The sequence below is a fragment of the Mobiluncus sp. genome, from assembly GCF_034180645.1.
GTDB lineage: Bacteria > Actinomycetota > Actinomycetes > Actinomycetales > Actinomycetaceae > Mobiluncus.
Genome location: NZ_JAXFNY010000010.1, coordinates 56,914 through 80,676, shown reverse-complemented (window position 1 = coordinate 80,676; position 23,763 = coordinate 56,914). Strand labels below are relative to the sequence as shown.

21 protein-coding genes are annotated in these 23,763 nt (G+C 56.5%); 2 read left to right on the top strand and 19 right to left on the bottom strand.

The genetic code is table 11. From position 1 onward, the window contains the following. Nucleotides 1-69: 69 nt before the first annotated feature. The 18 genes from SPI05_RS04340 to SPI05_RS04255 form a co-directional block, all read right to left on the bottom strand. Nucleotides 70-579, bottom strand: coding sequence for a hypothetical protein (locus SPI05_RS04340; RefSeq protein ID WP_321076460.1), 510 nt, complete (start codon nt 577-579; stop codon nt 70-72). A 195-nt stretch (nt 580-774) separates the two neighbouring features. Then, the gene (locus SPI05_RS04335) at nt 775-1,404 is read right to left on the bottom strand and encodes a TetR/AcrR family transcriptional regulator (protein WP_321076459.1); all 630 of its coding nucleotides are present in this window, start codon (nt 1,402-1,404) and stop codon (nt 775-777) included. A 60-nt stretch (nt 1,405-1,464) separates the two neighbouring features. After that, entirely contained in the window at nt 1,465-2,826 is a 1,362-nt protein-coding gene (locus tag SPI05_RS04330; protein WP_321076457.1) for a proteasome accessory factor PafA2 family protein, read from the bottom strand. Continuing rightward, complete coding sequence (locus tag SPI05_RS04325; protein ID WP_295027035.1) at nt 2,823-3,011, bottom strand: ubiquitin-like protein Pup; 189 nt, start codon at nt 3,009-3,011, stop codon at nt 2,823-2,825. The genes SPI05_RS04330 and SPI05_RS04325 overlap by 4 nt, the downstream gene beginning before the upstream one ends. Further along, nucleotides 3,008-4,846: a proteasome accessory factor PafA2 family protein gene (locus SPI05_RS04320; RefSeq protein WP_321076455.1), complete on the bottom strand. Its 1,839-nt coding sequence runs from the start codon at nt 4,844-4,846 to the stop codon at nt 3,008-3,010. Before SPI05_RS04320 ends, SPI05_RS04325 begins: the two co-directional genes overlap by 4 nt. A gap of 35 nt (nt 4,847-4,881) precedes the next feature. After that, nucleotides 4,882-6,414: a proteasome ATPase gene (gene arc, locus SPI05_RS04315; protein ID WP_321076453.1), complete on the bottom strand. Its 1,533-nt coding sequence runs from the start codon at nt 6,412-6,414 to the stop codon at nt 4,882-4,884. A gap of 247 nt (nt 6,415-6,661) precedes the next feature. Then, nucleotides 6,662-7,975: an MFS transporter gene (locus SPI05_RS04310; protein ID WP_321076451.1), complete on the bottom strand. Its 1,314-nt coding sequence runs from the start codon at nt 7,973-7,975 to the stop codon at nt 6,662-6,664. A 66-nt stretch (nt 7,976-8,041) separates the two neighbouring features. Further along, nucleotides 8,042-9,106 carry a DMT family transporter gene (locus tag SPI05_RS04305; RefSeq protein WP_321076450.1) on the bottom strand — a complete coding sequence of 355 codons (1,065 nt, stop codon included), beginning with the start codon at nt 9,104-9,106 and terminating at the stop codon, nt 8,042-8,044. A gap of 216 nt (nt 9,107-9,322) precedes the next feature. After that, nucleotides 9,323-10,450 (bottom strand): serine/threonine protein kinase, encoded by a 1,128-nt coding sequence (locus SPI05_RS04300; RefSeq protein WP_321076449.1) that lies wholly within the window; start codon nt 10,448-10,450, stop codon nt 9,323-9,325. Nucleotides 10,451-10,825: 375 nt separating this feature from the next. Then, entirely contained in the window at nt 10,826-11,575 is a 750-nt protein-coding gene (locus SPI05_RS04295) for a succinate dehydrogenase/fumarate reductase iron-sulfur subunit (RefSeq protein WP_282922041.1), read from the bottom strand. Then, nucleotides 11,572-13,545: a fumarate reductase/succinate dehydrogenase flavoprotein subunit gene (locus SPI05_RS04290; RefSeq protein ID WP_321076447.1), complete on the bottom strand. Its 1,974-nt coding sequence runs from the start codon at nt 13,543-13,545 to the stop codon at nt 11,572-11,574. The genes SPI05_RS04295 and SPI05_RS04290 overlap by 4 nt, the downstream gene beginning before the upstream one ends. A gap of 18 nt (nt 13,546-13,563) precedes the next feature. Then, a complete protein-coding gene (locus SPI05_RS04285) occupies nt 13,564-14,346 on the bottom strand; it encodes a succinate dehydrogenase cytochrome b subunit (protein WP_321076445.1) in 783 nt (260 codons plus the stop codon). 187 nt (nt 14,347-14,533) lie between these two features. Beyond that, nucleotides 14,534-15,046, bottom strand: a complete 513-nt coding sequence (locus SPI05_RS04280) for an N-acetyltransferase (protein ID WP_321076443.1) — start codon at nt 15,044-15,046, stop codon at nt 14,534-14,536. Nucleotides 15,047-15,071: 25 nt separating this feature from the next. Further along, complete coding sequence (gene tsaB / locus SPI05_RS04275; RefSeq protein ID WP_321076441.1) at nt 15,072-15,797, bottom strand: tRNA (adenosine(37)-N6)-threonylcarbamoyltransferase complex dimerization subunit type 1 TsaB; 726 nt, start codon at nt 15,795-15,797, stop codon at nt 15,072-15,074. Nucleotides 15,798-15,807: 10 nt separating this feature from the next. Continuing rightward, the gene (locus SPI05_RS04270; protein ID WP_321076440.1) at nt 15,808-16,932 is read right to left on the bottom strand and encodes a hypothetical protein; all 1,125 of its coding nucleotides are present in this window, start codon (nt 16,930-16,932) and stop codon (nt 15,808-15,810) included. Between the two features lie 20 nt (nt 16,933-16,952). Continuing rightward, a complete protein-coding gene (tsaE, locus tag SPI05_RS04265; RefSeq protein ID WP_321076438.1) occupies nt 16,953-17,564 on the bottom strand; it encodes a tRNA (adenosine(37)-N6)-threonylcarbamoyltransferase complex ATPase subunit type 1 TsaE in 612 nt (203 codons plus the stop codon). A 46-nt stretch (nt 17,565-17,610) separates the two neighbouring features. Next, nucleotides 17,611-18,939 (bottom strand): alanine racemase, encoded by a 1,329-nt coding sequence (gene alr, locus SPI05_RS04260; protein ID WP_321076436.1) that lies wholly within the window; start codon nt 18,937-18,939, stop codon nt 17,611-17,613. A gap of 65 nt (nt 18,940-19,004) precedes the next feature. Next, nucleotides 19,005-20,570, bottom strand: coding sequence for a bifunctional ADP-dependent NAD(P)H-hydrate dehydratase/NAD(P)H-hydrate epimerase (locus tag SPI05_RS04255; protein WP_321076434.1), 1,566 nt, complete (start codon nt 20,568-20,570; stop codon nt 19,005-19,007). A gap of 145 nt (nt 20,571-20,715) precedes the next feature. On the opposite strand from SPI05_RS04255, the gene SPI05_RS04250 reads away from it, so the two are divergent. After that, nucleotides 20,716-21,885, top strand: coding sequence for a hypothetical protein (locus SPI05_RS04250; protein ID WP_321076432.1), 1,170 nt, complete (start codon nt 20,716-20,718; stop codon nt 21,883-21,885). Continuing rightward, the gene (coaA, locus tag SPI05_RS04245) at nt 21,882-22,976 is read left to right on the top strand and encodes a type I pantothenate kinase (protein ID WP_321076538.1); all 1,095 of its coding nucleotides are present in this window, start codon (nt 21,882-21,884) and stop codon (nt 22,974-22,976) included. Before SPI05_RS04250 ends, coaA begins: the two co-directional genes overlap by 4 nt. 39 nt (nt 22,977-23,015) lie before the next feature. Here coaA and SPI05_RS04240 read toward each other — a convergent pair whose 3' ends face one another. Then, a complete protein-coding gene (locus tag SPI05_RS04240) occupies nt 23,016-23,759 on the bottom strand; it encodes a DedA family protein (RefSeq protein WP_321076430.1) in 744 nt (247 codons plus the stop codon). Nucleotides 23,760-23,763: the final 4 nt, after the last annotated feature.

Here is a 23,763-nt window from a genome sequence, read left to right as displayed (position 1 = left end):
CCGACCCGGCACAGACGAAAAACCACCCAAACCAGAAACACTCAACGCATCCATGCTAAACAACCCCTATCACCGATAATAAACATACAAATCGTCATAACCAGGATCGTTAAACACCATCGACCCCAAAGGATCAGGGAAATTATGCTGCAAAGAAAACGTCCCATTCGCATACATCGTATTCGTAAACGCCCCACCAGTATAGTTACCATCAGCATCCACTAACATAAACGCCGAAGGCAACACCGACAATGCCCTAAGTTCTGGTTGAGATTCATAGTCACGCCAGTCCGTGCACGCCTGTGCCGTCGAAGCCCCAAACGGCATATAACACAACCGCAACCACTCCTCCGTAGGCACCGCATACTTAGGCGCCACATAATCAAACTTAGTAACCACATTCAAAGAATTCACACCCGAAGGAGTAAAAAACATACTGGTCGTACCCGGTTCAGTAGTGTAAATATTATTATGATGCTTATGCCCATGCCACGGACTAGCCGCCAAAGCCGGACTAGCCACCACCAAACTCAACAACAAAGCAAACAAACCCGCACCAACACGCCTCATGACCTTCATCAGAATCCTCCTCGAACAGAAAAGCCAACAACGTTACCGCAGATAATCCCGCGCTTACCCATACAATCGGTCAAAACAACCAAAACATGAGCATTCCCAGCACAATCACACAATTTGTACACAACAAAGAAACGAAACGACAGGCAGGGGCGCCGAGGAATTCGGGCCGGAAATTAAACTCGAAACGTATCAGGTTCAAGCCTGGGGCGAGGCCGAAGCCTGAGCGTCCGCGGCCATAGTCGGGCAGGAAAGCAGGAAACAACGGAGTTTTTCCACAACATCTTGGGGAAATTCGCCGCCCTCTGAGACTGCTTCATAAGCCAAACCGTCAATGACGGAAATTATTACATCGGGCAAACATGAGCATTCGGCGGCTTGCAGAATATCCGCGACATATTCGTCAAAGCGGGCGCGTCCCTCGCGGTTCTTTTCCACAATAGCCTGGTGTTCAGCCAGGACCAGTCCGTGCAACAGGTAGGTACGTATGTACTGAATGTCCGTGGTTTGCGGAAGCACCGCGGCGACCAAAACCTCGGGCAGCTGGTAGAGCAGTTCCTGGGGGGAAAGCTGCAGCGCTTCATCGCGGACTTTCCGAGCTCGGTCCACCCAAACCTCGACGTTCAGGCTCGCCGCCTCCATCAGCAAATCTTCACGAGTGGGGAAATGGTATTCAATCGTGGAATGAGGCAAGCCGGCTTTTTTCCCCAGAGCGCGATAGGTCAGGGCGCTGGGCGAGGAGCGGCGCAGCATCTGAGACGCCGCGGTCAATATCCTGGTCCTGGTATCTGGTTGTTTAGAATCACTGGCAATGCTCAAATTACTCAACTCCCTCTCCCCTTAGTAAGCTAGCGAAACAGATTTCGCGGTCGTTTAACCAGCCCCTACCTATTTTTGTTCCAAATTTTCAATTTTTGCAAGTAGCTCCGAGATCTCTGCGGATTCACTCTCGAGAGGATTCAGCAAGTCAATCTGGGGGCTAGGGGGGTCATCTAACCGCACGTAGGACCATCCGATTGAGGCACTCCGGTCAGCAAGGTCGCACGCTTCCACCACTTTTCCACGTAATAACGCTCTGGTATTGGCAGGAGGAATCGCCTTAGCCCGGGCAATGCAACTATCACTTACCAGCGGCTTCACACTTCCCGATTTCAAAAGCCTCTCACGCAGCCCATATTGCCTCGATAAATCGTGAAATGCTAACTCTACTCGCCGGGCTTTGGCCCCAGCAAAATTCGCCTCACCGGCGCTGACATGGGAAAGCAGCTGATATTTCAGAGACCAGTCGAGTTCACCACTCAAGGCCGTGAGATCCCCCTCGGTCAGGGCTGCTAGGCCGCGAGCGACCACGTCCCTCAAACCGAATTCGTCATCGCCCTCAGGAAACAGATTCACGCTTTCTCGCAACAGTTCCGGACAACTGACCTCAACCGGCCTGTCCCCCTGCCATGCGGACATCCGCGCATTCGGGTCGTAATTCCAGGTTTTCACGGCCGCGACCGGATCATCGAGGACGAAAAGATCCTCCTCCCTCGTGCCCTCCTCCAAGAGACGCAAAAATCGGTCGGCCAGGAAAGTCCGCAAAGCGACTGTCACCGGCAACATGGCTGAATCTGCGCAGGTCACGTGCAAGCGACGCCAGCGGGAGGAATCCGCGTGAGGTTCCTCTTTCGTGTTGATAAAAGCCTTGTTATGCGTGGGGTCAGCAGAGGCCGCCTCGGTAATATAGCGAGCCCGCGCACTAAAGCAATATTTCCCTTCCTCGTCTATACAGCCGCTTCCGCACAGGATTTGGCGAGCCGCCAGAAACGACACGAAAGCAGGCATCGAAATCGGGGCGTTCGCTCCGTATTGATAGTTTTCGTGGCAGCCAAAACTGTTTCCCCAAGAGTCAGCGTTTGTTTTCAAGACGTGAATCCGGATGCCGCGGTTCACCAAATTATTATTGGCAATATCGACTAAATCTTGAATAATCGCGTCCCCCGCCAGGTCTTGGGCCACAACGTCTGCGAGGTCAAGGCACTCGGGACCAGCATACTCGGGGTGCTCTCCAATATCGACATAGAGCCTCGCCCCGTTGGAGAGAAACCCGTGAGGAACCCGCACGGCTCGCTCCGTACTGGCAAAAATCTCTTTCACGGCCGCCTCTACGTCTAGCGGTGGTTCCTCCGAGCCGGAATCATCGGAGATGTAGACACTGGTCACACCATATTCGGTTTCGAGGCCACAGACCCTTCCGAGACGTGTCATTGTCCGCCTTGCTGCTTGAAGTTCTGGACAAAGCTCAAGGCGTTTACGTTTAAGACGTCCTCGATGTCTTCGATTAACGCATCGAGTTTGTCTTCGGAGATTTTATTCTGTGGAGCGAGTTCGACCTCTTCAACCGATTCGTTCTCACTGGCGGAGTGGCTTTCTTGAATCTGTTTCGCCATCATTTCCCTTTCTCAAATTGCTCTTTAAATCTTTCACTGGCGTAGTAGCCCTCGTCCCAAGAGTAATATTTCAAATCCGCAGGCAATTCTACTCCCAGGACTTGCAGGACTTCCGCGACGAGTTTACCCTGGTCCTCACTTTCGGAACCGAGCTTCGCCGCGCAAATCTCCACGGCTTTCTGGACTTCCTGGCGGGTGGGGTGGTATGGGTCGGGGAACTGGACCCGCACCAACTGTGGCTTGCCGATGTCAACCAAAACCGCCATCCAAGAAGCCGCCCAGAGCTGGTCGGGGAAACGCCGCAGCAGCTCAGCGCGCCCTCCGGCACGGGTTTCCGCCGGCGCCTCCCAGGAGGCCTGTTGGATTTCCTCCACGGCAAACAGTGGCTCAAAACCGCCCTTTTCCAGCGCGCGAGCCAGAGATAAACCCTCGTCAATCATGGAAAATCTCAGATCCAACAACGCCAATCTGGGGTCGTCCCAACCGCAGCTCAGTTGATCCCGCTTGCGATCCAAAAGCGCGAGTTTCGCACACCATTCCACGAGGGCAGTGGCTTCGCGCCAGCCTGCCTCGAGGGAGTTCAAGACCCGTTCCCAGTTCTCGATAACCCACTTGGTTTCACTGTCCGCCTGCTGAGATGCCCCAGAGCCAGCCTCAAAGCCAACTTCACGAATAAACTCCAGATATCCCTGCTGAATCTCGAGCGCAGTAGCTGCTCCCCCGGCCTTCAGAGGGCAAGCTTGTTGCAACGTGACGTCGCGGGAAAAGGCCTTGATTGCCGCTACCGAATCCGCCAGCGCCCACCTATCGGCGAGTTCACGAGCCCGTTCGGGGAGGTTCTCGGCCAGACTCAACAGCAGCGCGGCCGTCCCGGTGCGCAATGCGGTGGAATAGGGGAACATAGAGGAATCCGCAGTGATGACGTGGAACCGCCGATAGCGGCGAGTAGCGTGGGGCTCGTCGCGGGTGTTGACGATGGGGCGTTCCCGCGTCGTCATCAGGGAAACTTCGGTTTCGATGAAATCCGCGCGTTGAAAAATCTGGAAACCCGCGGTTTCACTGTTTTGGCCCAGCCCGAGACGTCCCGTGCCGCAAAAAATCGGGCGAGACACTAAGTACGGCATAAAGAGGTCCACCAAGAGCTGCCATTCCACGCTGCGCTCTACGAGGTAGTTTTCATGCGCGCCCCAAGCCGAGCCGTGCGCATCGGTGTTGTTCTTTAGGATTAGAGCCTTCGCCCCGGCCTCGTCAGGGGAAGTACTGTCACGCAGAGCCTGGGCCGCGCGGGTCATGATTTCATCTCCGGCACGGTCGTAGAGCGCTGTTTGGAGAGGCCCGAGACATTCCGGCGCGGAATACTCGGGGTGACCATGGTCGACGTAGAGCCTCGCTCCATTGGGAGCAATGGTGGAGTTGCCGCGGTAGTAGTGTTGACCGAACGCATCAACTTTCGTAACCCAGCGAGTTTTCACGCCGGTCAGGACGGCGCCGAGTTCCTCGTTCGTCCGGGCCTCGGGGGGCAAGTCGTGGTGTTCTTTGCCCTCGGCGTCGAGCTCCGGGTGTTCTCCCGAATAGTCGAAACGAGTGCCGGCTCCGGGGAGCATCCGCCAAGAGACGGCAGCACCTGCCGGATCGGGAACGTGATTCGTCGCCGGCACCCCCGGTGTTTTCGCTTCCTCCAGAGCCCAAGTGCGCCATAAGCGCTGGGCCAGAGCCTCCGCCTGTTGCGCGGCCTGGGTTTCAGAATCTGCCGCAACTGCCTCGGGAGAGGGACTAGCGGGGAAATCACTCAAGGCATATTCAGTTTCTATCGACATGATACGTTTCACGCTCAGCATATGTTTCCTCCTTCGCGCGGCCCCCCGCGGCGCTCTCAATCCTCTTGAATCGGGGTAATGTCCAAAATGGGGTCTAACCGTTTGGAACGCCCCACTATCCGAGCCCATTCTTCGGGGTCTGAAACTCCCGGCAGGTCTTGGTGAGCTGCAGTTTCATCCCGAATCGCGGCCAGCAGGTGTTCGAGACGAATCCCCGGCTCGCCGCGAAGCGCTTGTTGAACCGCCCGCGCCTTAGCTTTTTCGACAATCGAAGCCAGCATCGCTCCCGAAACCAGGTCAGAGAGATACCAGGTCTCTTCCTTGCCGGATTTACGCGTCACCCGCAGGATGGCTGTAGCCGCATCGCGAGTAAAGACCTTGTCGATGACCTCATCGCGCAAGGCAGCGGGGTTTACTCCCGGCGCATAGGGCAGGTCCTCACGCAGATATTTTCCGAGAATCTCGGTGCAAGCCGCCCTATTGGGCCGTGGGATGCGAATATGCATGTCGAGGCGTCCGGGCCGGACAATCGCCGGATCGATGAGGTCTTCGCGGTTGGAAGCGCCGACTATGACCACGTTACGCAGCTCCTCGACCCCATCAATCTCTGCCAGAAGTTGCGGAACGACGGTTGTTTCGACGTCGCTCGAGACACCCGTGCCGCGAGTCCTAAATAGGGCCTCCATCTCATCAAAAAAGACGATGACCGGAACCCCGTTCGCGGATTTTTCGCGGGCGCGGGAAAACACGGCACGCACGCGCCGCTCGGTTTCGCCCACGTACTTATCCAGCAGTTCGGGGCCTTTAATATTGAGGAAGTGGGCCTTCTTGCCGAGCATCTCGCTCAGCGAGGTGGCGATTGCCTTGGCAATCATGGTCTTCCCGACGCCCGGCGGGCCGTAGAGCAAAATGCCCTTGGGGGGTCGCAGCTGATAGCTTTCATAGAGTTCGGGGTGGGTCATTGGCAATTCGATGGTTTCCCGAATCAGCGTCAAGACAGATTCGAGTCCCCCGATTTGGTCCCAGTTCACGCCCGGATTGTCGTCAAGTTCCAGGCCCTCAATCTCAGGTCGCGCCAGATATTCCTGGGCAAACCCCGATTGCAAATCCACCAGCAGCGTGTCGCCGGGGCGAATCCGAGTACCGTGAAGCCGGTCGCTCAGACGTAGCAAACGAACACTATCGTTATTGACCGTGACGAGGATGCGGTCTGTATCCACGTGCTCCAAGACGACCGCGCTCACGCCGGTATCGGCGGCGGTTTCTTTCCCGATGCCAACCATTTTGTCGTTTAGCAAAATGGTGTCGCCGAGTTGGAGCCTCCCCCACGCAATCGTGTCGCCGATGGTGACGCGAAAGCGCCGTCCCATTACGGAAACATCCACGAGACGTTGTTCCGAATCGACGAGTTTCACGACAGTCCCGTGAGTAAGGGGCGGCTCCTGTAACCGTTGAATCTCTTTGCGCAGATTCTTCAACTCACTTTGAGCCTGTGCCAAAGCGGAGGCCAGCAACGTGTTCTGGTTTTCCAAGCGCTGCGGCTCGCTGGTCTGCCCGCTCGGATTGCTCGAAGCATGGCTATCCGACATGGTCACCTCCTAGTTGAACCAGTACATAATGACGAGACATCAGCGTCTCTCCTTAAACTCGGGAGATGAGGTCTCCCGGCAAGGAAACACCTCCGCCACGTGAAAGCGGATGGAGATGCCTCCTGGTCTCTGTTAAGTTTTAGGGGATTATTCCGTGTTCATCCGTAACTGTTTTGTCACGGGTTGCTTTCGCGGCTCGCAGCATCATCAAAATAACGATGCAGCAAAGCGGAATAGAGGCTACCCGTCACCTCAGCTCTTTATCCTTGTATTCCTTGGCAAAGACCATGCATACCAACGCGAAAAATGACACGCCAACCATATAGAAAGCTGGTGACAGGGGATTTCCAGTTGCCTTGATAATGAAAGTGGAAACCAGGCCGACTGTTCCGCCGAAAATGGCGTTAGCGAGGTTGAAGGACACCGCAAATCCGCTGTAGCGCACCTCCGTTGGGAAAGTTTCGGAAAGGAATGAAGACAACGTGCCATCGTTAAGAGTGAGCACGAAAGCTAAGACCAGCTCCACGATCAGAATCACCACGACTATCTTGGTGTTCAACAGCATATATCCGGGGATAATCAGCACGATGAAGCCAAGGCAGGCGGAGATGAGCAGTTTCTTTCGCCCGAAGTGATCCGAGAGTTTGCCTGCAAAGAAGATCATGGAAATATAGAGCACCAGTGTGGCGTTGGTGATCAGGTCTGCGGTAACTTTGTTGAGTTTCACGACGGTCTCAACGTACACCGGCAGGTATGTGAGCACCATGTAGAACCCGACCGCGTTTAGCGACGACACTCCGAAGGAGATCAGGGTTTGACGCCAGTACTTGGTGAAGAGCAAGCGCAGGGGTGATTTGCGTTTCTGCCCGGTCTCGTTGAGGTTTTTCACCATGTTGCGATAAATCTCGGAGTCTTCAAGTTTCAGCCACATTCTGAGCACCACTACGCCAAGAGGAAAGGCTAACAGGAAGGGGATTCTCCACCCAAACGATTGCATCATTTCCGCACTCAACGTCGCGTTCAAGACGGTGGCGAGGAAAGATCCCACCAGCAGTCCCGTTGCGGTTGAGGCGGGGACCAGAGAGCAATACAAGCCTCTCTTGTTCTTTGGCGCGTATTCTGCGATGAATACGGCGGCGCCCGCGTATTCTGCCGATGCCGAGAAACCTTGCAGCAGACGCAACAGTAGCAGCAGAATCGGGGCAGCGTAGCCAATTGCGTTAAAGCTGGGTATGAGCCCGATAGCACTGGTCGCGGCAGTCATCAACAGGATTGAGACTGTGAGTGACCATTTGCGTCCTTTTTTATCACCAAGGTATCCCCAGACGAAGGCGCCTATGGGCCGAGCCACGAACGACAGCGCGAATACTGCGTAAGTGGACATGAGCGTGACGGCGGGATCTCCTTCCGGGAAGAACACCACCGCGATTACCGTGGCTAGATAGGCATAGGAACCGTAGTCTAACCATTCCGCAAAGTTCCCCAGGAACGAGCACGTCAGCGCTCGTCGCACAATAACATCGTCAGTTTCCAGTTTCTCAGGTTGGTTGTTATTTGTCATGTTTGTCCCGAATCTGTTGCTGGAATACAGCCTAGTTCCGCTAGTATATTAAAAATTTCTCAATAGTTAGGATACGGTTGTTTCCACAACTTCTGTTGGTTGCTCCGCGCTATCTAAACGACTCTGTTTCCGGTTCTTCCGGCTCTGATGCAACATACTGATGCTCGGGTACATCCCACCTCCCACTACCAGTATTACGCCAAGAATCGTGTTGATATTCAGAGCCTCGCTGAAAACAAGCAAACCTACGAAAATAGCCACAACCACTTCCCAGTAGGCAATAATGCCGTAATCCGCAGCCGGCAGGTTTCGTCCCGCCACCAACAAGAAGCCCAACGCGATGGGTCCGCAGATAATCCACAGCAGCACCGCACCCACCCAGTTAAAGGGGGTCAGCTGCAAATCCAAAGACCAGCCGGGGACGTTACCAAGCGTTCCGATGAGGTGGAGCATCAGCGCCAAACTGCCGGCAGCAACTGTAGCGGCAATAAAGTTCCACACACCACGAGCGGTCGTGTCCGCATCTTTGCGGTAGCCGTTAAAGAACATTGATGAGCCATAGAAGATACCGGAAAGGAATCCGAACAGATTACCCAGTCCAGCGAGAGGGAATTCGGGGGTAGAAGCCGACAAGTTAAAATCAACGAAGAATCCACTGTCACCAAAGCCAATGAGCTGGTTACCAAACAACATCCCCAGGAACACCGCCACCAGACATACGTAGTGGACGATGCCCATCGGTTCTTTACGGAAGATCCGTGCCAACACAATGCAGACAACCGGGCCGATGTAGATGAGCAGCACCGCGTTGGCGACGGTGGTGAGCAAAGTCGAGGTTACGTAGCATCCCAGGGAAAGGCCAATCATGACCCCACCCATGATGATGGCTGGGGATATCTTTAGTTCTCTCCAGACCTTCACCTTTTTCGTCATCAGCATGAGGCAAACGAAAAAGATGATGCCCATAGCCATCCGTCCGGTTGCCATGAGAGCACCGACGCTATTGCCAGCGTTCAAGCCTTTAGTGCCATCGAACATATCTGTGCGCGTAGCCCACCGACTAAACAGCGGGACCAGGCCCATGCCTGTGGCAGAAATGAACATGGCGATAACGCCCCATTTGGTGTTCATTACATAATTATTTCCAGTGCTCATTGTCCTCACTACCTTTGCGAATTCTCGACCCGTAGCCCCTCTCCTTTGAGGGGCGCAAAAAATGCCTTGTTGTAGAAAAAGATTGAAATACGCTAAATAGCGTTTATAGTCCCGCTGGGGCTGCGAAAGAACTTTCCGCAGCCCCAGCATGAACTGTCATCGTGTTAATTCAGGATTGAAAACTAACTCGAGTTAGACGAGAGTCGGATCAGCAACCTGATTCGGGAAGTAATCCTCGCAGGTGCCTTCGCGGTAGACGTCTGCGGTCGAGCAGTGCAGGCCGCCGCCGAACGGGTAAGCATCGCGGAACGGAACCGGAATCACGTTCATGCCGAGCTTGTCCATTTGCTCGAGCTGGTGAACTTCGGAAGCCTCGACGATAACCGTCTTGTGGTCCAGAACCAAGCAGTTCATGGACAACCACACGGAGGAGTAGCACAGAGGCGGCGGAGTGGTGTGAGCCGGCTGCGCCGCATCGACAATCTGCCAATCGTTCGCTTCGAAGATCTTGCGCTGTTCTTCGGGCAGGCGGCGGTGCGGGTTGTTGATGATGAGGCCCGGACGCAGCGGCACGAAAGTCGCGTCGATGTGGATCGGGTAGGGGTCGCCGGGGAAGTTCACGGCGTGGACGCGCAAGTCGGGGTAGTAGCGCTTGAACCATTCCATAGCCTTGCGGTTGGTGGTCAAGCCATGCTGAATGAACAGATCCTTACCCAGACGCATCACGTCAGCAGCATCCCACAGGGGCTCAACTTCAGTGGTGACGAAGTCTTTAGCGGCGGTGCGCTCCAAGCGCTCCTCCAGAGAAATCTTCTCATCGTAGTAGTTGTGCTTGTAGGACTTATCGGTCAAACGAGGACGAGGAGCCTGGGTCCACTTGAACTCCGAATCTTCCTCGAAGTACTGGTTCATCAACGGCCAGTAAGCCAGGTACTCGAAGTAGCGGCAGCGGAAAGAGTTCGCGGCCGACATGATTTCGTTACCGATGGTCAGCAAGATGTCGCGAGGCGGCATACAGGTCATCATGGAATCGTTGCGGAAATCCGGAGTACCAATGGCCTGGTTCCACTGCAGCGGCGTAGGACGGTCGACGATAACACCGTGATCTTCCAGAATCTTCGCCAAGTTATCGAGCTGGGCATTGGCCTTCTCAACGGTTTCCAGCGGGCGCATACCCCACATACCGCGCATCTCGGAATCGACAGGAACCTTCTCAGAGGTCGCCGGTTCCTCCGGGGGAATCATAGAGTTGTCGGCGCGTCCGACAATCACTCGCTTCAAAGGATCAAAATCGTTCCAAGAACTGACGATTTTCGCCATATCAGTCTCCTTATAGTCTGATGCGCTACCTCGCACATCTGCTTGTTTATTGTTTCTGTGTTGTGCGGAGAACCGACCATCTTTGGTCTGTTCTCCGTGTCCATCCCGCGCTCCATTCACGGAATGCAAAGCCGGATTGCCAACTTTGGTATATTCCCCACTAGGCTCCAATGGGGGGTTCTGCAGGGGTGCCGAGGCATCTCTCCATCACCTGTTAGTACAAGTGTACAGCCTTTTGGTACGAATGTACAGGTTTTTTAGAACAATTCTTTTTATTTCCTAAAATACCTAATAAAAGGCGGTTTATGGGCGTAAAAATGTGGCACCCCGGATTCCGAGATGCCACATTCACCGGTTTATTTCACCGCGCTGGTTTTACCGCCCCTTCAAGAAGGCCTTGCCCAGCTGACGGTTCAGGAACGCTATGCAATCCAGTGGGATTTGCTTCGGGCACGCAGCCGCGCACTCGCCGATATTCTGGCAAGCGCCGAAGCCTTCCGCATCGTGCTGGTTCAACATCGCCACCACGCGCTCGTAGTTTTCGACCTTACCCTGCGGCAGCAAGCCCAGGTGAGTGACCTTGGCCGAAGTGAACAGCATAGCCGAACCATTCGGACAGGCCGCCACGCAAGCGCCACAGCCGATGCAAACGGCAGCCTCGAAGGCACGGTCCGCATTGGGCTTAGGAACCGGCACCGAGTGCGCCTCGGGGGCGGAACCCGTATTGACCGAGATATAACCACCGGCTTGAATAATGTGATCGAGCGCTTCACGGCTAACCACCAAATCGCGCAGAATCGGGAAAGCCCGCGAACGGTAGGGCTCTACCGTAATCGTGTCGCCATCCTTGAAGGTGCGCATGTGCAACTGGCAGGTGGTGGTGCGGTTCTTGTGCGGGCCGTGGGGCACGCCGTTGATGACGATACCGCACATCCCGCAGATACCCTCACGACAGTCCGAATCGAAGGCAACTGGTTCCTCACCTTGAGCGAATAGCTGCTCGTTGAGAATATCCAGCATTTCCAAGAAGGAAGCATCCGGGGAAATGTCCGTGAGATGATATTCATGGAGCGCGCCCTTGTCGGACGGACCCTTTTGACGCCAAACTCGTAATGTAATGTTCACTTGTAACTCCGTTGCTTCAGCTGGATATCTTTGTAAATGAGGTCCTCTTTGTGCAAGATTGGCGCAGCCCCTTCGGAGCCGCCATATTGCCAAGCTGCCACGTAAAGGAACTCGTCATCGTGACGCAGCGCTTCGCCTTCCTCCGTTTGGGATTCAGCACGGAAGTGACCACCACAGGATTCCTTGCGGTGCAGGGCATCAATACACATGAGCTCACCGAGTTCCAGGAAGTCCGCCACGCGGCAGGCCTTTTCCAGAGACTGGTTCAGTTCATCGGCGCGTCCGGGAATGCGCAAGTCCTTCCAGAACTCCTCACGTAGCTCACGAATCTCTGTGATAGCTTCACGCAAGCCCGCATCGGTACGTTCCATACCGCACTTTTCCCACATAATGTGGCCCAGGCGCTTGTGGAAAGAATCGACCGACTGAGTGCCTTGAATCGCCATCAAACGGTCCACCTTGCTGTTGACACGCTCCAGAGCTTCCTGAACGGCAGGATCATCCTGGCTCAACTTCGGCATAGCGCCGTGAGACAGGTAGTCCGAAATCGTGGCCGGCAACACGAAGTAGCCGTCAGACAAACCTTGCATCAAAGCGGAGGCGCCCAAGCGGTTCGCGCCGTGGTCCGAGAAGTTCGCTTCCCCAGCCACGTACAGGCCTTCGATGTTGCTCATCAGGTCGTAATCGACCCACAAGCCGCCCATCGTGTAGTGCACGGCGGGGTATATACGCATCGGCACTTCGTAAGGATTGTCTCCGGTGATGCGCTGGTACATATCGAAAAGGTTGCCGTACTTTTCCGAAACCTTATCCCGACCCATGCGCTCGATAGCCTCGCTGAAGTCCAGGTAGACGCCGCGAGCCACGCCGTTAATCTTCGGTCCGACGCCACGACCTTCGTCGCACATGTTCTTGGCCTGACGGGACGCAATATCACGGGGTACCAGGTTGCCGAAGGAGGGGTAGATACGCTCCAGGTAGTAGTCGCGATCTTCCTCGGGGATTTCACGAGGATCCTTGGTGCAGTCCTCCGCTTTCTTCGGTACCCAAATCCGACCGTCATTACGCAGGGACTCACTCATGAGCGTCAGCTTGGACTGGAAGTTGCCGTGCTGCGGAATGCAGGTCGGGTGGATTTGGGTGTAGCAGGGGTTAGCCATGTAAGCGCCGTGCTTGAAAGCCTTCCACGCCGCAGAAACGTTGCAACCCATCGCGTTGGTGGACAGGAAGAACACGTTACCGTAGCCACCGCTGGCCAAGACCACCGCATCAGCAATCCACGTTTCAACCTTGCCGGTAGTGAGGTCACGAGTCACGATACCGCGCGCCTTGCCATCCTTGATGATGAGATCCATCATCTCGTGACGCTCATGCGGTATGACCGTGCCGGCTTTAACCTGGCGGCTCAGAGCCTGGTAGGCGCCAATCAGCAGCTGCTGACCTGTCTGGCCACGCGCATAGAAGGTTCGCGCCACCTGCACGCCACCAAAGGAACGATTGTCCAATAAACCGCCGTATTCGCGGGCGAAAGGTACGCCTTGGGCGACGCATTGGTCAATGATGTTGGCAGAGACTTCCGCCAGACGGTAGACGTTATTTTCCCGGCTGCGGTAGTCGCCGCCCTTGACCGTGTCGTAGAACAAGCGGAAGACGGAGTCATTGTCGTTGCGGTAGCCCTTAGCGGCGTTGATACCGCCTTGGGCGGCAATCGAGTGGGCTCGGCGTGCCGTGTCTTGATAGAAAAACGCGTCAACGTGGTAGCCAAGCTCGCCTAGGGAGGCAGCCGCAGCGCCCCCGGCCAGACCGGTGCCGACCACAATGATGTGCAGCTTGCGTCGGTTAGTGGGGTTCACCAGACCGCCGCGGAACTTACGGGTAGACCAGCGCTCGGCGATAGGAACATCCATCGGCGCCCTAGTATCGGCGATTTTTTCGCCTTCGGTGTAGTAACCGTCAACCAGTTCAGTCATTATCTTTCCTTACCTTCCTTACGCCAGCATCGGCATCCCGGCGAGAATAGCCACCGGCGGAGCCAGGAACATTGCGAACACCAGCAGGCCAACCAGGCCAGAAATAATCTGAACTGCGTACTGGGTGTTGCGACGCAACCAGCCAATGGTTTGTAGTGCAGACCACACGCCGTGGGAAATGTGTAGGCACAGAGCCCCCACCGCGATGGCGTAAACCAGCACCATCCACCAATTCGAGAAAGTCGTAAACATCATGGCGTAGGGATTGCCTTCCATTACGGAAATAATCCCGGGACCAGCGGCGTCAACGACATTACCCGCCGGATCCAGAAAGACCTGGTGGGAAGCGTAGGCGGCCGCATCGCCGACCTTGACAAACTTCATGGTGAAGTTAGACAGGTGAAAAATCACAAACAGCAGCAGGATGATGCCGCCCCACCTGACCGTGCGTCCCGCGTAAGCCGTCGCTAGCGACTTTTTAACCATGTAGCGAGAACCACGCGCTAAGCTGGCTCGACGCCACAGAACGATCGCAGAAATAATGTGCACCAGGGCGAAAACTATCAGCAAAACCCTGAGAATCCACAACAGCCCTTCATAGGGCAGTATGGGCATGAGGAATGTGCGCAAATGCAGCGCATAATCGTTGTAAACGGTTGCCCCGAGGAACACCTTTAGGTTCCCGTAGGCATGCAAAATCAGGAACCCCACAAAAAACACGCCAGTGATTGCCATGGCTTGTTTGATGATAACGGTGGTCTTGATTGCTTTGTTATCTGTAGTAAGTGTTGTATTGGCCACGAAGTCGAGCCTATAAGATTTTCTGAGCGCGACTTGGCTGATTTGGATTAGGGGTTTCATTTTGCTTCCCCGGATAGGGGCTCGAACTGCGCATTTACCAGGTTGCTCAGGCCGAAAGTCCCTATTTATCCCGAGGTGTGGGCTCGCGCGTGTTCAACGGGGTCATAATTTTTACGAAACATTGGAGTTAGAAAAACATTTTCACCATGATTAGGCCGTTCTCGGTCGGTTCTCGAAACCAGAACGGCAACCGCGCCCACATCTGGAAACCTTGACTCCCATAGAGAGCTTGGGCTGCCGTGTTACTGGACCGGACCTCCAACACTGCTCCTGCATAGCCCTGGGCGCGTCCGCGGCGCAGGCCGTCTGTCAGCAGCTGCCTGGCGTAGCCTTTTCCCCGCCAAGCCGGTCGAGTCGCCAGTGAGAGAACCCGTATCAGACTGTCCCCCCGAGCCGTGGAACTAACCGCTTGGTTACGCTCAGCAGGAGGAAGGTCGCCGACAGGAATGCTCATTTCCCCAAAACCCCACACGGCCCATGCCACGAATTCCTCAGATTCGCTGAAACTCAATCGAAAGCTGATGTCTGGCTGCGCCAGCAGAGACGCCAAGGATTCCCGGTCCCACGCGTCAGATGCGAAGCACTCATGTTCGGCGTGTTCCAGGTCTGCCGCATCCTCAATCGAACCGTCGCGAATCATGGTTCACCAGCGATTTTCGCGCCAGCTATGGCTTTTGTTGAATATCCGGTCGGCGTAGATACTGCGGCTCGGTGCTCAGCAAGGCCAGTTCCCGTTGTGCCTCCGGGTCCCCGTCCGCCCCGTTCACCAGGGAGGTCGCAGCCCTCGCCAGGTCCGCAAACTTAACGTCTAGGGTCTGGCCCGTGACCTGGGTGGCAGCGTTGCCGACCAGGAAAACCCCGGCGTTGGCAAACCCCGCAAAGTCGCGGTCCCACCCTTGGGCGACTTCCTCCAGAAGGGAGGCGGAACCGACCCAGTCCGTGCCGCTTTGCGTCAAGCGACCGCCCGTCGAGTCGAGTTTGAACAGCCCAGCATAGACTTCATGGCGGCGGGCATCCATCAGGGACACTATCCAGCGCGGCGCCTGCTCCTCCGTCTGAGTGACAGAGTCAGGGTCGGACAGCACCGCTGCGCCAGCCTGCGCCTGGAGGAGCAGCTCATTCACCCCTACCACCGGGATATCCCAGGCAAAACCTAAGGTCCGAGCCGTGACCAAGCCAACCCGCAGCCCGGTAAATGGGGCAGGTCCTCGCGAAACCACAATTTTTTGCGGTCTGCCGCCTTCTTGAACCACGTCAGTAACCAGGGACGAAAGGGCCTCCACTTGGGCTTTTCCGTCAGGATTCACCTTCACCAGCACATCGCTGGGCTTCTCGGAATTCACCAGGGCAACCCCCGCCCCGGCACAGGTATCGATAAACAGGTAACTCACAGGGACAATCCTAATGCGCTTCGCCCTCAGAACCGTTCACCGCTAAAGTCGGGATAGCGGAAGTCGGGGCAGATGTCGGCACCATAATGAGTTCCGGGTCAGGCAGGGAGAGCACTTCGGCGACATCTTCCGTGCGGGATTGCCAACGGAAAGTCAGCCACACCACCAACAGCGCGACACCAACAATGGCGACAGCGAGGATGACCACCCACACCAAGGTGTTGTTGTTGGTTGGCAGGGTTTCCACAGTCGGCGTGGGGGTGGGACTGACAGTTCCCCACCAGGACTGCACCGCTTCTTGCACCTGCGCCAAAGTCACCTCTCCGACAACGCGGGCACGCGCCGCGTTAGATACCGGCAGCAAACGTTCCTCGTTCAAAATAAACCAGCCACGAACAATTGGGTCATAAACGGGACGGCTGGAACGGGCAGAATCCGGCGACGTTGCCAGCAAAGCATGAGCTAAATCAGGCAGCACATAGCTGGCGCCGGGAGCCTCCGACCGGACGGGCAGGTGAGAATTTTTCGGTTCCGGAACATACCCGCCCGCAACCAGCGAGTTATTGTCTCGCGAGTTCGAGGTGGGTTCAGGTACCCCCGCGGTAGCTTTCGGAGCCAAAGTCTCTACGTGCGCTGGCTGAGAAAGGGGATAAAGGTCTTTTTCGTCCGAGACATAGACCAATACCCCAAGATCTCGATTATCGATGCTCACCGGGGCGACCCACATGTCAATCGGTGTTACCGCACTGTCTGGATTGTAGGTGCCGCGCAGCATCCGAGCAGACCAAGTCACTACCTGGATCGGAGTTCCCACCTCAATCGGGGCTTCCGGGGAAACCTTTACACTATCCGGGAGGTATTCCCGCAAAGATTGCCCCAAAGCGGCGGCCTTGGTGTTAAACCAAACACGGACATCGTCAGGGAGGTCACTCTTGGCGCTTCGCGGCAGCTGTCCCACCGCACCTGGAACACTCCCGGTAACAACCTCGTCCGTGGTATCAGTCGGGTGAGTGGGCCCGGGGGCGGCTTGCCCAACACTGGGCGACGCGAAACTCATCACCGCCGCGCTCAGCAGGACGAGGACCCAGCCCAGAAAGGCCTTGCACCCGCGGCGCACCTGAAAAACTTTCGGCATCGGCTTTCCTATCAGCCTATTTACAAATCCGCCCCGGGCTGGCAAGTGTCTGGGGCAACACCGGATTTCACACTTGCATCTGCCTGCGCACGCAAAGCCTCCCACTGCTGCACCAAACCTGACAGATCCCAAGTCCCTTCCAGACTGCGAAAGACAACTTGACAGGTCGTATCGTCGGGCAGGTCCACGATAGTTCCCGTGATGGGGGCCTCGGCGTTTTCAGGCCGGCACAAGGACAGCTTCAGGCAGTGAGCACTGAGCCCCTCCACCTTACCGGTACCCCATTCGACCACCACCACCGCGGTCTCTAGCGCCGATTCCAAATCCAGAGTTTCCACATCGTCCCCACCCGTCAGACGATAGGCATCCACATGAACCAAGTTCGGCCCCGGCACCTCGGGGGATTTCGTGTGACTGCGGGCAATGATGAAGGTTGGAGAGGTAACCCGCTGGTTAACCCGCAAACCCGTGCCTAAGCCTTGGGTCAAAGTGGTTTTTCCAGCACCCAGCTCCCCTTCCAGAATCACCATATCGCCGGCCTGCAGAAATGGGGCTAGGGCTTGACCCAACAAACGGGTATCGTCAGCGGATTTCGTTTCGACTTCCAGCAAAAGGTTCCCCTCGCGGCTCATCGTTCCTCCTCAGTTATTCAACAGCCCCCGCGTTAGCTCTCAGAGCTCAGCGGTCTGGCTGGTCCTCAACATAAACCCGCGGCACGTTGGGGGAAATGCCGGTAATAACTTCATAGTTGATGGTATCGGTCCATTCCGCCCAGTCGTCGGCGGTCGGCAGCGGAGGAACTCCCGGAATGCCCCCGAACAAGCGGTCCTTGGCATCGCCAAAAATAATCGCCAGTTCTCCCGGCTCGACCGGGCACGCAACGGGATCCCCGGAATCGTCCACAGCCGAACCCAGGTCAACCACAATTTGATCCATCGGAATCCGCCCCACAATCGGGGCGCGCCGGCCTTTAATCCAGGTTTCACCGCGATTCTTTGCCAAGCGATGCAAGCCATCGGCGTATCCAATCGGCAGCAGCCCCAACCAGCGCGGTCCCGGCGCCACCCATTCCCCGCCGTAAGAAACCGCAGCGCCTTTCTCAACCTTTTTAACCTGGACCACGTTCGTTTCTAGTCGCATCACCGGATGCACCCCCAGCTGCCACGACGACGCGATTTCGGGATTCGGACTCAGCCCGTATCCCGAAATTCCCACCCTGACCAGGTCATAGTGGCTCTCGGGATACCAAATGATTCCCCCGGTAGCGGCGATGTGGCGCAATCTCGGGCGCAACCCCGCCTCTTGAGCAACCTCCCAAGACCGCTCAAAGGTACTCAGCTGCGACTTGGTGAAAGCCTCCGCAGCGGCCGTGTCTTCGTCCGCACGCGCCAAATGGGACCAGATAGCACTGACTTCAATGAGTCCGGCACGTTCCCGAGCCCGTGCCAGCTTGCACAGCACCGGAAAATCTTGATCAGTGGCTCCGGCTCGGCACAGTCCGGTATCGACTTTCAGATGTACCCGGCAGCGCAGCCCGACCGCGTCACAGGCGCGCGAAACCTGATCCAGCTGATCCAAGGTAGAGACAGAAATGTCGATTTCCGCTTTCACGACCTGTTGCAAATCCGTTTGCGGGGCATACAGCCAGGTCAGGATACGGGGTCGCGCCGCGGTGGGCAGACCCATCGCGGCGGTCTGATACAGACGCGAACGCATCATGGCCGAAGTGGGCGTGTCGACCAGATGGTCACGCGCGATGCCTTGCTTATCTAGGTATTTGCGCAGCTGGAAAGCCTCGCTGGCTTTGGCGACGCCCAACCATTCCGCACCGGCACCGAGTGCTGCCAGCGCCATGCGCTCGATACCGTGTCCGTAAGCATTAGCTTTCACGATTGCCATTTGTTGACAGTTCGGGGCAAAACGACGCATCTGGGCGAGATTTTCCTGATATGCACTGAGATTCACCACAGCACGTACCGGCCATTGGGGAACATCCACGTTGGTCATAATCTTCCTTTACAAAATTGTTTTCGCACTTCCTAGTTTGTCACGTTTAGGGGGACCGGGATAGTTTATAGCCCCGCCAAAGCCCGGGGAATCGCCTGGATAATGGCGGTGGCACGAGGGGTGGGCGCGGCTAAACGGCCCGCTTCGGCGTGCAGCCAAGCCGCGACAGCTGCCAGTTTCCCCAAATCCAAAGATTCTCCAGTGGTTTCGGTACGGGCATTCGCCGCGGCGAAAACATATCCCAGAATTCCCGCCAGCACGTCCCCGGAACCCGCCGTCGCCAAGTCTCGGGTGCCGTGAGTCAGGGAATAAACCTGACCTTCCGGATTGGCAATAGTGGTGGTGGGTCCTTTCAAAAGGACGGTGGCGTGCGTATCCGCAGCAAGCCGTGAGGCCCAGTCATAAGGGTTGGCCTCGATGGTTTCTCGGGTGGTTTCCCGACCGATTCGCGCGGCTAGTGCGGCTGCTTCCCCGGCGTGGGGAGTGAGTAGGCAGTTCGCATCGGATTGTATGTCTGTTCCGATGAGTCCCAATGCGCCAGCATCGAGAATCACCAATTCGCCGGGGTCACGGCGACGCCAAGCGTCTAGCATTTGTTCGCGATGCCGCGGCGAGCCGGCCACAAAACCGGGACCAATAATGCGGGCTTGGCACCGGCCTTCTCCCAATACAACTTCCGGGCAAGCCTGCAACACTACCGGCTGCACCGAGGGTTCACCGAGGTAACGCACAAAAGACTCCCCCGCATTCAAGGCGGCACTGGTAGCCAAAATTCCGGCACCGGGATAGCGCGCAGACCCCGCCATTATGCCCAAGACTCCGCGGGAATATTTGTGATCCGCGAAATCCGGCCAGGGCCACAGTTCGCATACGTCAGCGCGTTCAATCAGCCCCGCGCCGGGCTGCATCTCCTGGAGGGGAAGTCCGATATCTTGAACCTGCAGACGGCCTATCGTGAGCGCACCGGGACCGACCAACATTCCAGTTTTCGCCGCCCCCATCGTCACAGTCAGGTCAGCTGGCAGCAGTTCCTGATTCGGACCCAAATCAGCACCGCGGTACAAATCCAGGCCCGAGGGATGATCGCAGGCCACCACCAGGGGCACTGACCCCTCCGACCACTGGCCGAGCCACTCGCTGATGCCCCGGACCAGGGATAACGCGGGTTCTCGCAAGGGGGGACGGGCTCCAATACCGATAATCGCATCAATAATGGCAACCGGTTTCCACGCCTTTAGCGCGTGCAGAGCCTCCCCAACTGTCTCGGGCAACACACTGGGCCAAAACTCCACCCCGGCTTGCCGGGCGGCTCTCGCGCCGCGCTCGTGAATATGTTTCGAGGTCGGCAGGACCGCGACCGAATAGCCGCGCCGCCGCAGATACGCCGCCCCGTACAGGCCATCGCCTCCGTTGTTACCCGCTCCGACCAAAACCAAAATACGCCGGCGTCCCCGGGGAACCGATGACACAGTAATGTCTGCCCCAGCTCCGGACAAGGCTCGGTGCGTGTGATGAGCCAGCGCGTAGGCGGCTCGTCGCATCAGCGCGTCCGCGCCTTGCTCTCGGTCAGCCTGCGCGACCAGAGGTTTTTCCGTTTGTGCAATCAAATCCGGCGCATATCCCCAAATCACGATTTCAGCCTAGACGAAAATCGGCACTGAGTCAGAGACTTAGATTGCGCTTGCGGTTTTCAACCGGCAGGAAAACTAGGTAATCTTAAAGCCAGGAAATCCCGATGCCTCTAAAGCAGGGTCACTGTGTTCATGAAAGGTAGCCATGTCAAAAAAGGACAGCCTCCAGCTGTGGCTTCTTTCCACCCCAAAGCGCCTCGTCGCAGGGATGTTTCTCCTGGCCGGTGCGGGGATTGCCCTGGTGCTGGTGACGCTATTTATCGTCGCGCCACAAATTGCCGCTATGCCTAATCAGGATCCCTCTGAGACGAGTCGCTCTCAATCTGCCGAAAAGTTTTCATCCGCGCTTCTCGTGGAAGTCACCGGCCCTGATTTCCGCACCAACTCCACTTTGAGAATGGGTCAGGCAGAGTCAGAACCCGCAGAAAACCCCGATTCACCCTCGCAGACGGACACCACCGCGCAGAATTCAGAAACTCCCGATTTCCACTCGGCAGCGCTCAATCTCGAGGGTGTTCAAGACCTCAAGTATCCCAAATCGTTCAGCAATGTTTCCGAGGTATCTGTCCGACCCACCCCGAGCCACACTCTGAAACAGACCCCGACACCCAACCGTTCTACTGCGGCGAACCTTAAGAAAGACACCATCGAGTCTGGCGACCCGGTACAGTTCACCGGAATGCAGGCTTTCTTTAAGGATTTACAGAGCGGAAATTTCGGCGCTATGCAGCGCAGTTGCTGGCTGATTACCCCGGAAGTGTTTACCGACCGTTACACGACCCCGCCCGCCCAAAAGGCTCTGTTGCACGCCTTGTCGCAAACCCCGAAAGCTACCGATGAGGGCGTGTCTTGGACAGACTCCAGCGTGGAGGTGCGAGCCAGCTGGAGCCAGTTAGGTGCCCGGTATTCCTGCCCAGCGGCGATTTATGGCGGCAAAATGGATTCGGTCACCCCGGAGGACGTGTCTTACCTGCTGGCACGCATTATGGCTCGTTCCAGCTATCCATTCAATGGTGCCGACTCGGAAGAAAACTACCCGACCTTGTGCGAGAAATGGAGCCCTCCGCCAGGCATCACGAAATACACTCCAGAGGCAGCCCGGAAACTGCGCTATAACGAAGAGGGACGCCTGGACGACGACACTTTCAAGACTTTGCAGGATTTACGCTCCGAGTCCATTCACCTCTACGCAGTAAAAAACACCTACCCCATGTATATCCGAGCGGCACACTCGCAGTTAGAAGAACCTTCCGCGTTTTTTTTCCGCGACAAGGATGGCAGTTTGTGCTTGGGGTCGGTGGTCAAAAAGTCATGAGGGACACTTTCGGCGCTCCCACCACCGAGCTGATGGAGGAATTCCTGACGGATCCTCACGGCACGCAAGAGAAACTGCGTGATAGTCAGTACGGTTCGGCAATGCGAGAGATTATGGCCGCCCGTCCGCATCAGGTTTCCCCAGGTCTCGAGGAGACCGCCTCGCCTTTTGCCATGTTCACCCGGGAACAGTGGTCGGCTCTGTCGGATCAGACTCCTCTGCCGCTGACCCAGGCTGACGTGGAGCGTTTGCGCGCTTTGGGCGACCCTATCGACTTGGCTGAAGTAGACGCGATTTATCGTCCTTTGACCGCCCTGCTTCAGATTTATGCCGCTGGAACGACCAAGATTCGCTCCCGGCGCGCTGATTTCTTAGGTGAATCCGCGGTTCAGCACACTCCCTTTGTGATTGGGGTGGCCGGTTCGGTAGCTGTGGGAAAGTCCTCTCTGGCTCGGCTGTTGCGCGAGTTGATGAGCCGTTGGCCAGGCACTCCGCGGGTTGATTTGGTCACAACGGACGGATTTCTGTACCCCAATGCTGAGCTGGTGGCGCGCGGCATCATGAACCGTAAGGGTTTTCCTGAGTCGTATGACCGTCGTGGACTGTTGCGTTTTCTGGCAGCGGTAAAATCTGGGGCTCCTGAGGTAGCGGCCCCGGTATATTCGCACGTTACCTACGATATTGTGCCCGGTAAGTCCCAGATGGTTTGCGCCCCGGACGTCCTCATCTTGGAGGGGCTGAACGTGTTAGCCCCGCCTTCGATTGCCAGCGGGGGCAAAAATTCCTTGGCAGTGTCGGATTTCTTTGATTTCTCCATCTATTTGCATGCCCGTCCCGCGGACATCGAGCAGTGGTATCTGTCGCGTTTCCGTCAGTTACGAACGACCGCTTTCAAACAACCCGACTCTTTCTTCCGTGAGATTGCCGCCTGGACCGATGAACAGGCAGAATCTCATGCCCGCCAAATTTGGCGTGAAGTCAACCTTAGGAACCTCCAAGAAAACGTGGCTCCGACCCGTTCTCGTGCCACCCTCATCCTCGAGAAAGACCCTGACCATCGCGTGCACCGCCTGCACTTGCGAAAGATTTAGTCTCCGTCCCACTTCACCGGCCTCACCAGGACGTTCCGTTCACTCCTCCGATTCGCTACCGGTCGATTCTTCTGATGAATCGGGGCGTCCCGGCTGAAACCGCCGCTGTAACCGAGCGACCAACCGGTCCAGCAAGAGACTGAGGATTACTCCCCCGACCATTCCTACCAGGGTCGCTAAGAGCGGATTAATTGGCCCCAGGATACTCCCAGAAGCAAAACCGATAGACATTCCGTAGGACACCCAACAGATTACGGCAGCCAGGTCGGTGCGCATGAAGCGGCTGTGAGGAAAACCGGTCGCTCCGGCGCACATATTGACCGCCACTCGCCCGCCGGGCACAAAACGCGCCGCAAAGATGAAGGACGTACCACGCTTGTGCAAAAGTTTCGCGGTTCGTTCGAAAGCCTGTTCGCCCTTGCCGTTCCGCCACGATTTGATGCGCTGCACGTGAATACGTGTCCCCAGGAAGAAGGCGAAGGAATCACCCAAGGTCGCTCCGATGACGGCACACAGAAAAATGCCGGGTAGCGCAACCACGTGGCCGGGAGAGGCGAAATACCACGAAGTTAAGCCGATGACGATTGACTCGGCGGGCACCGGCGGGAAAAAAGCATCCGTGAAGCACAGACCCGCTAAAACCAGCAGGGCCAAAGGGGAACCGGCAAAGCTGTGAATCCATTCCGTGATGGTTTGCGAAATCGGCACCCAACCGCCATCCCCACCCGCTGTGAGCAGCAGAGCCGGGGCGGAAACCGCGTCAGGAAGCGCCGGGGTCAGCATATTG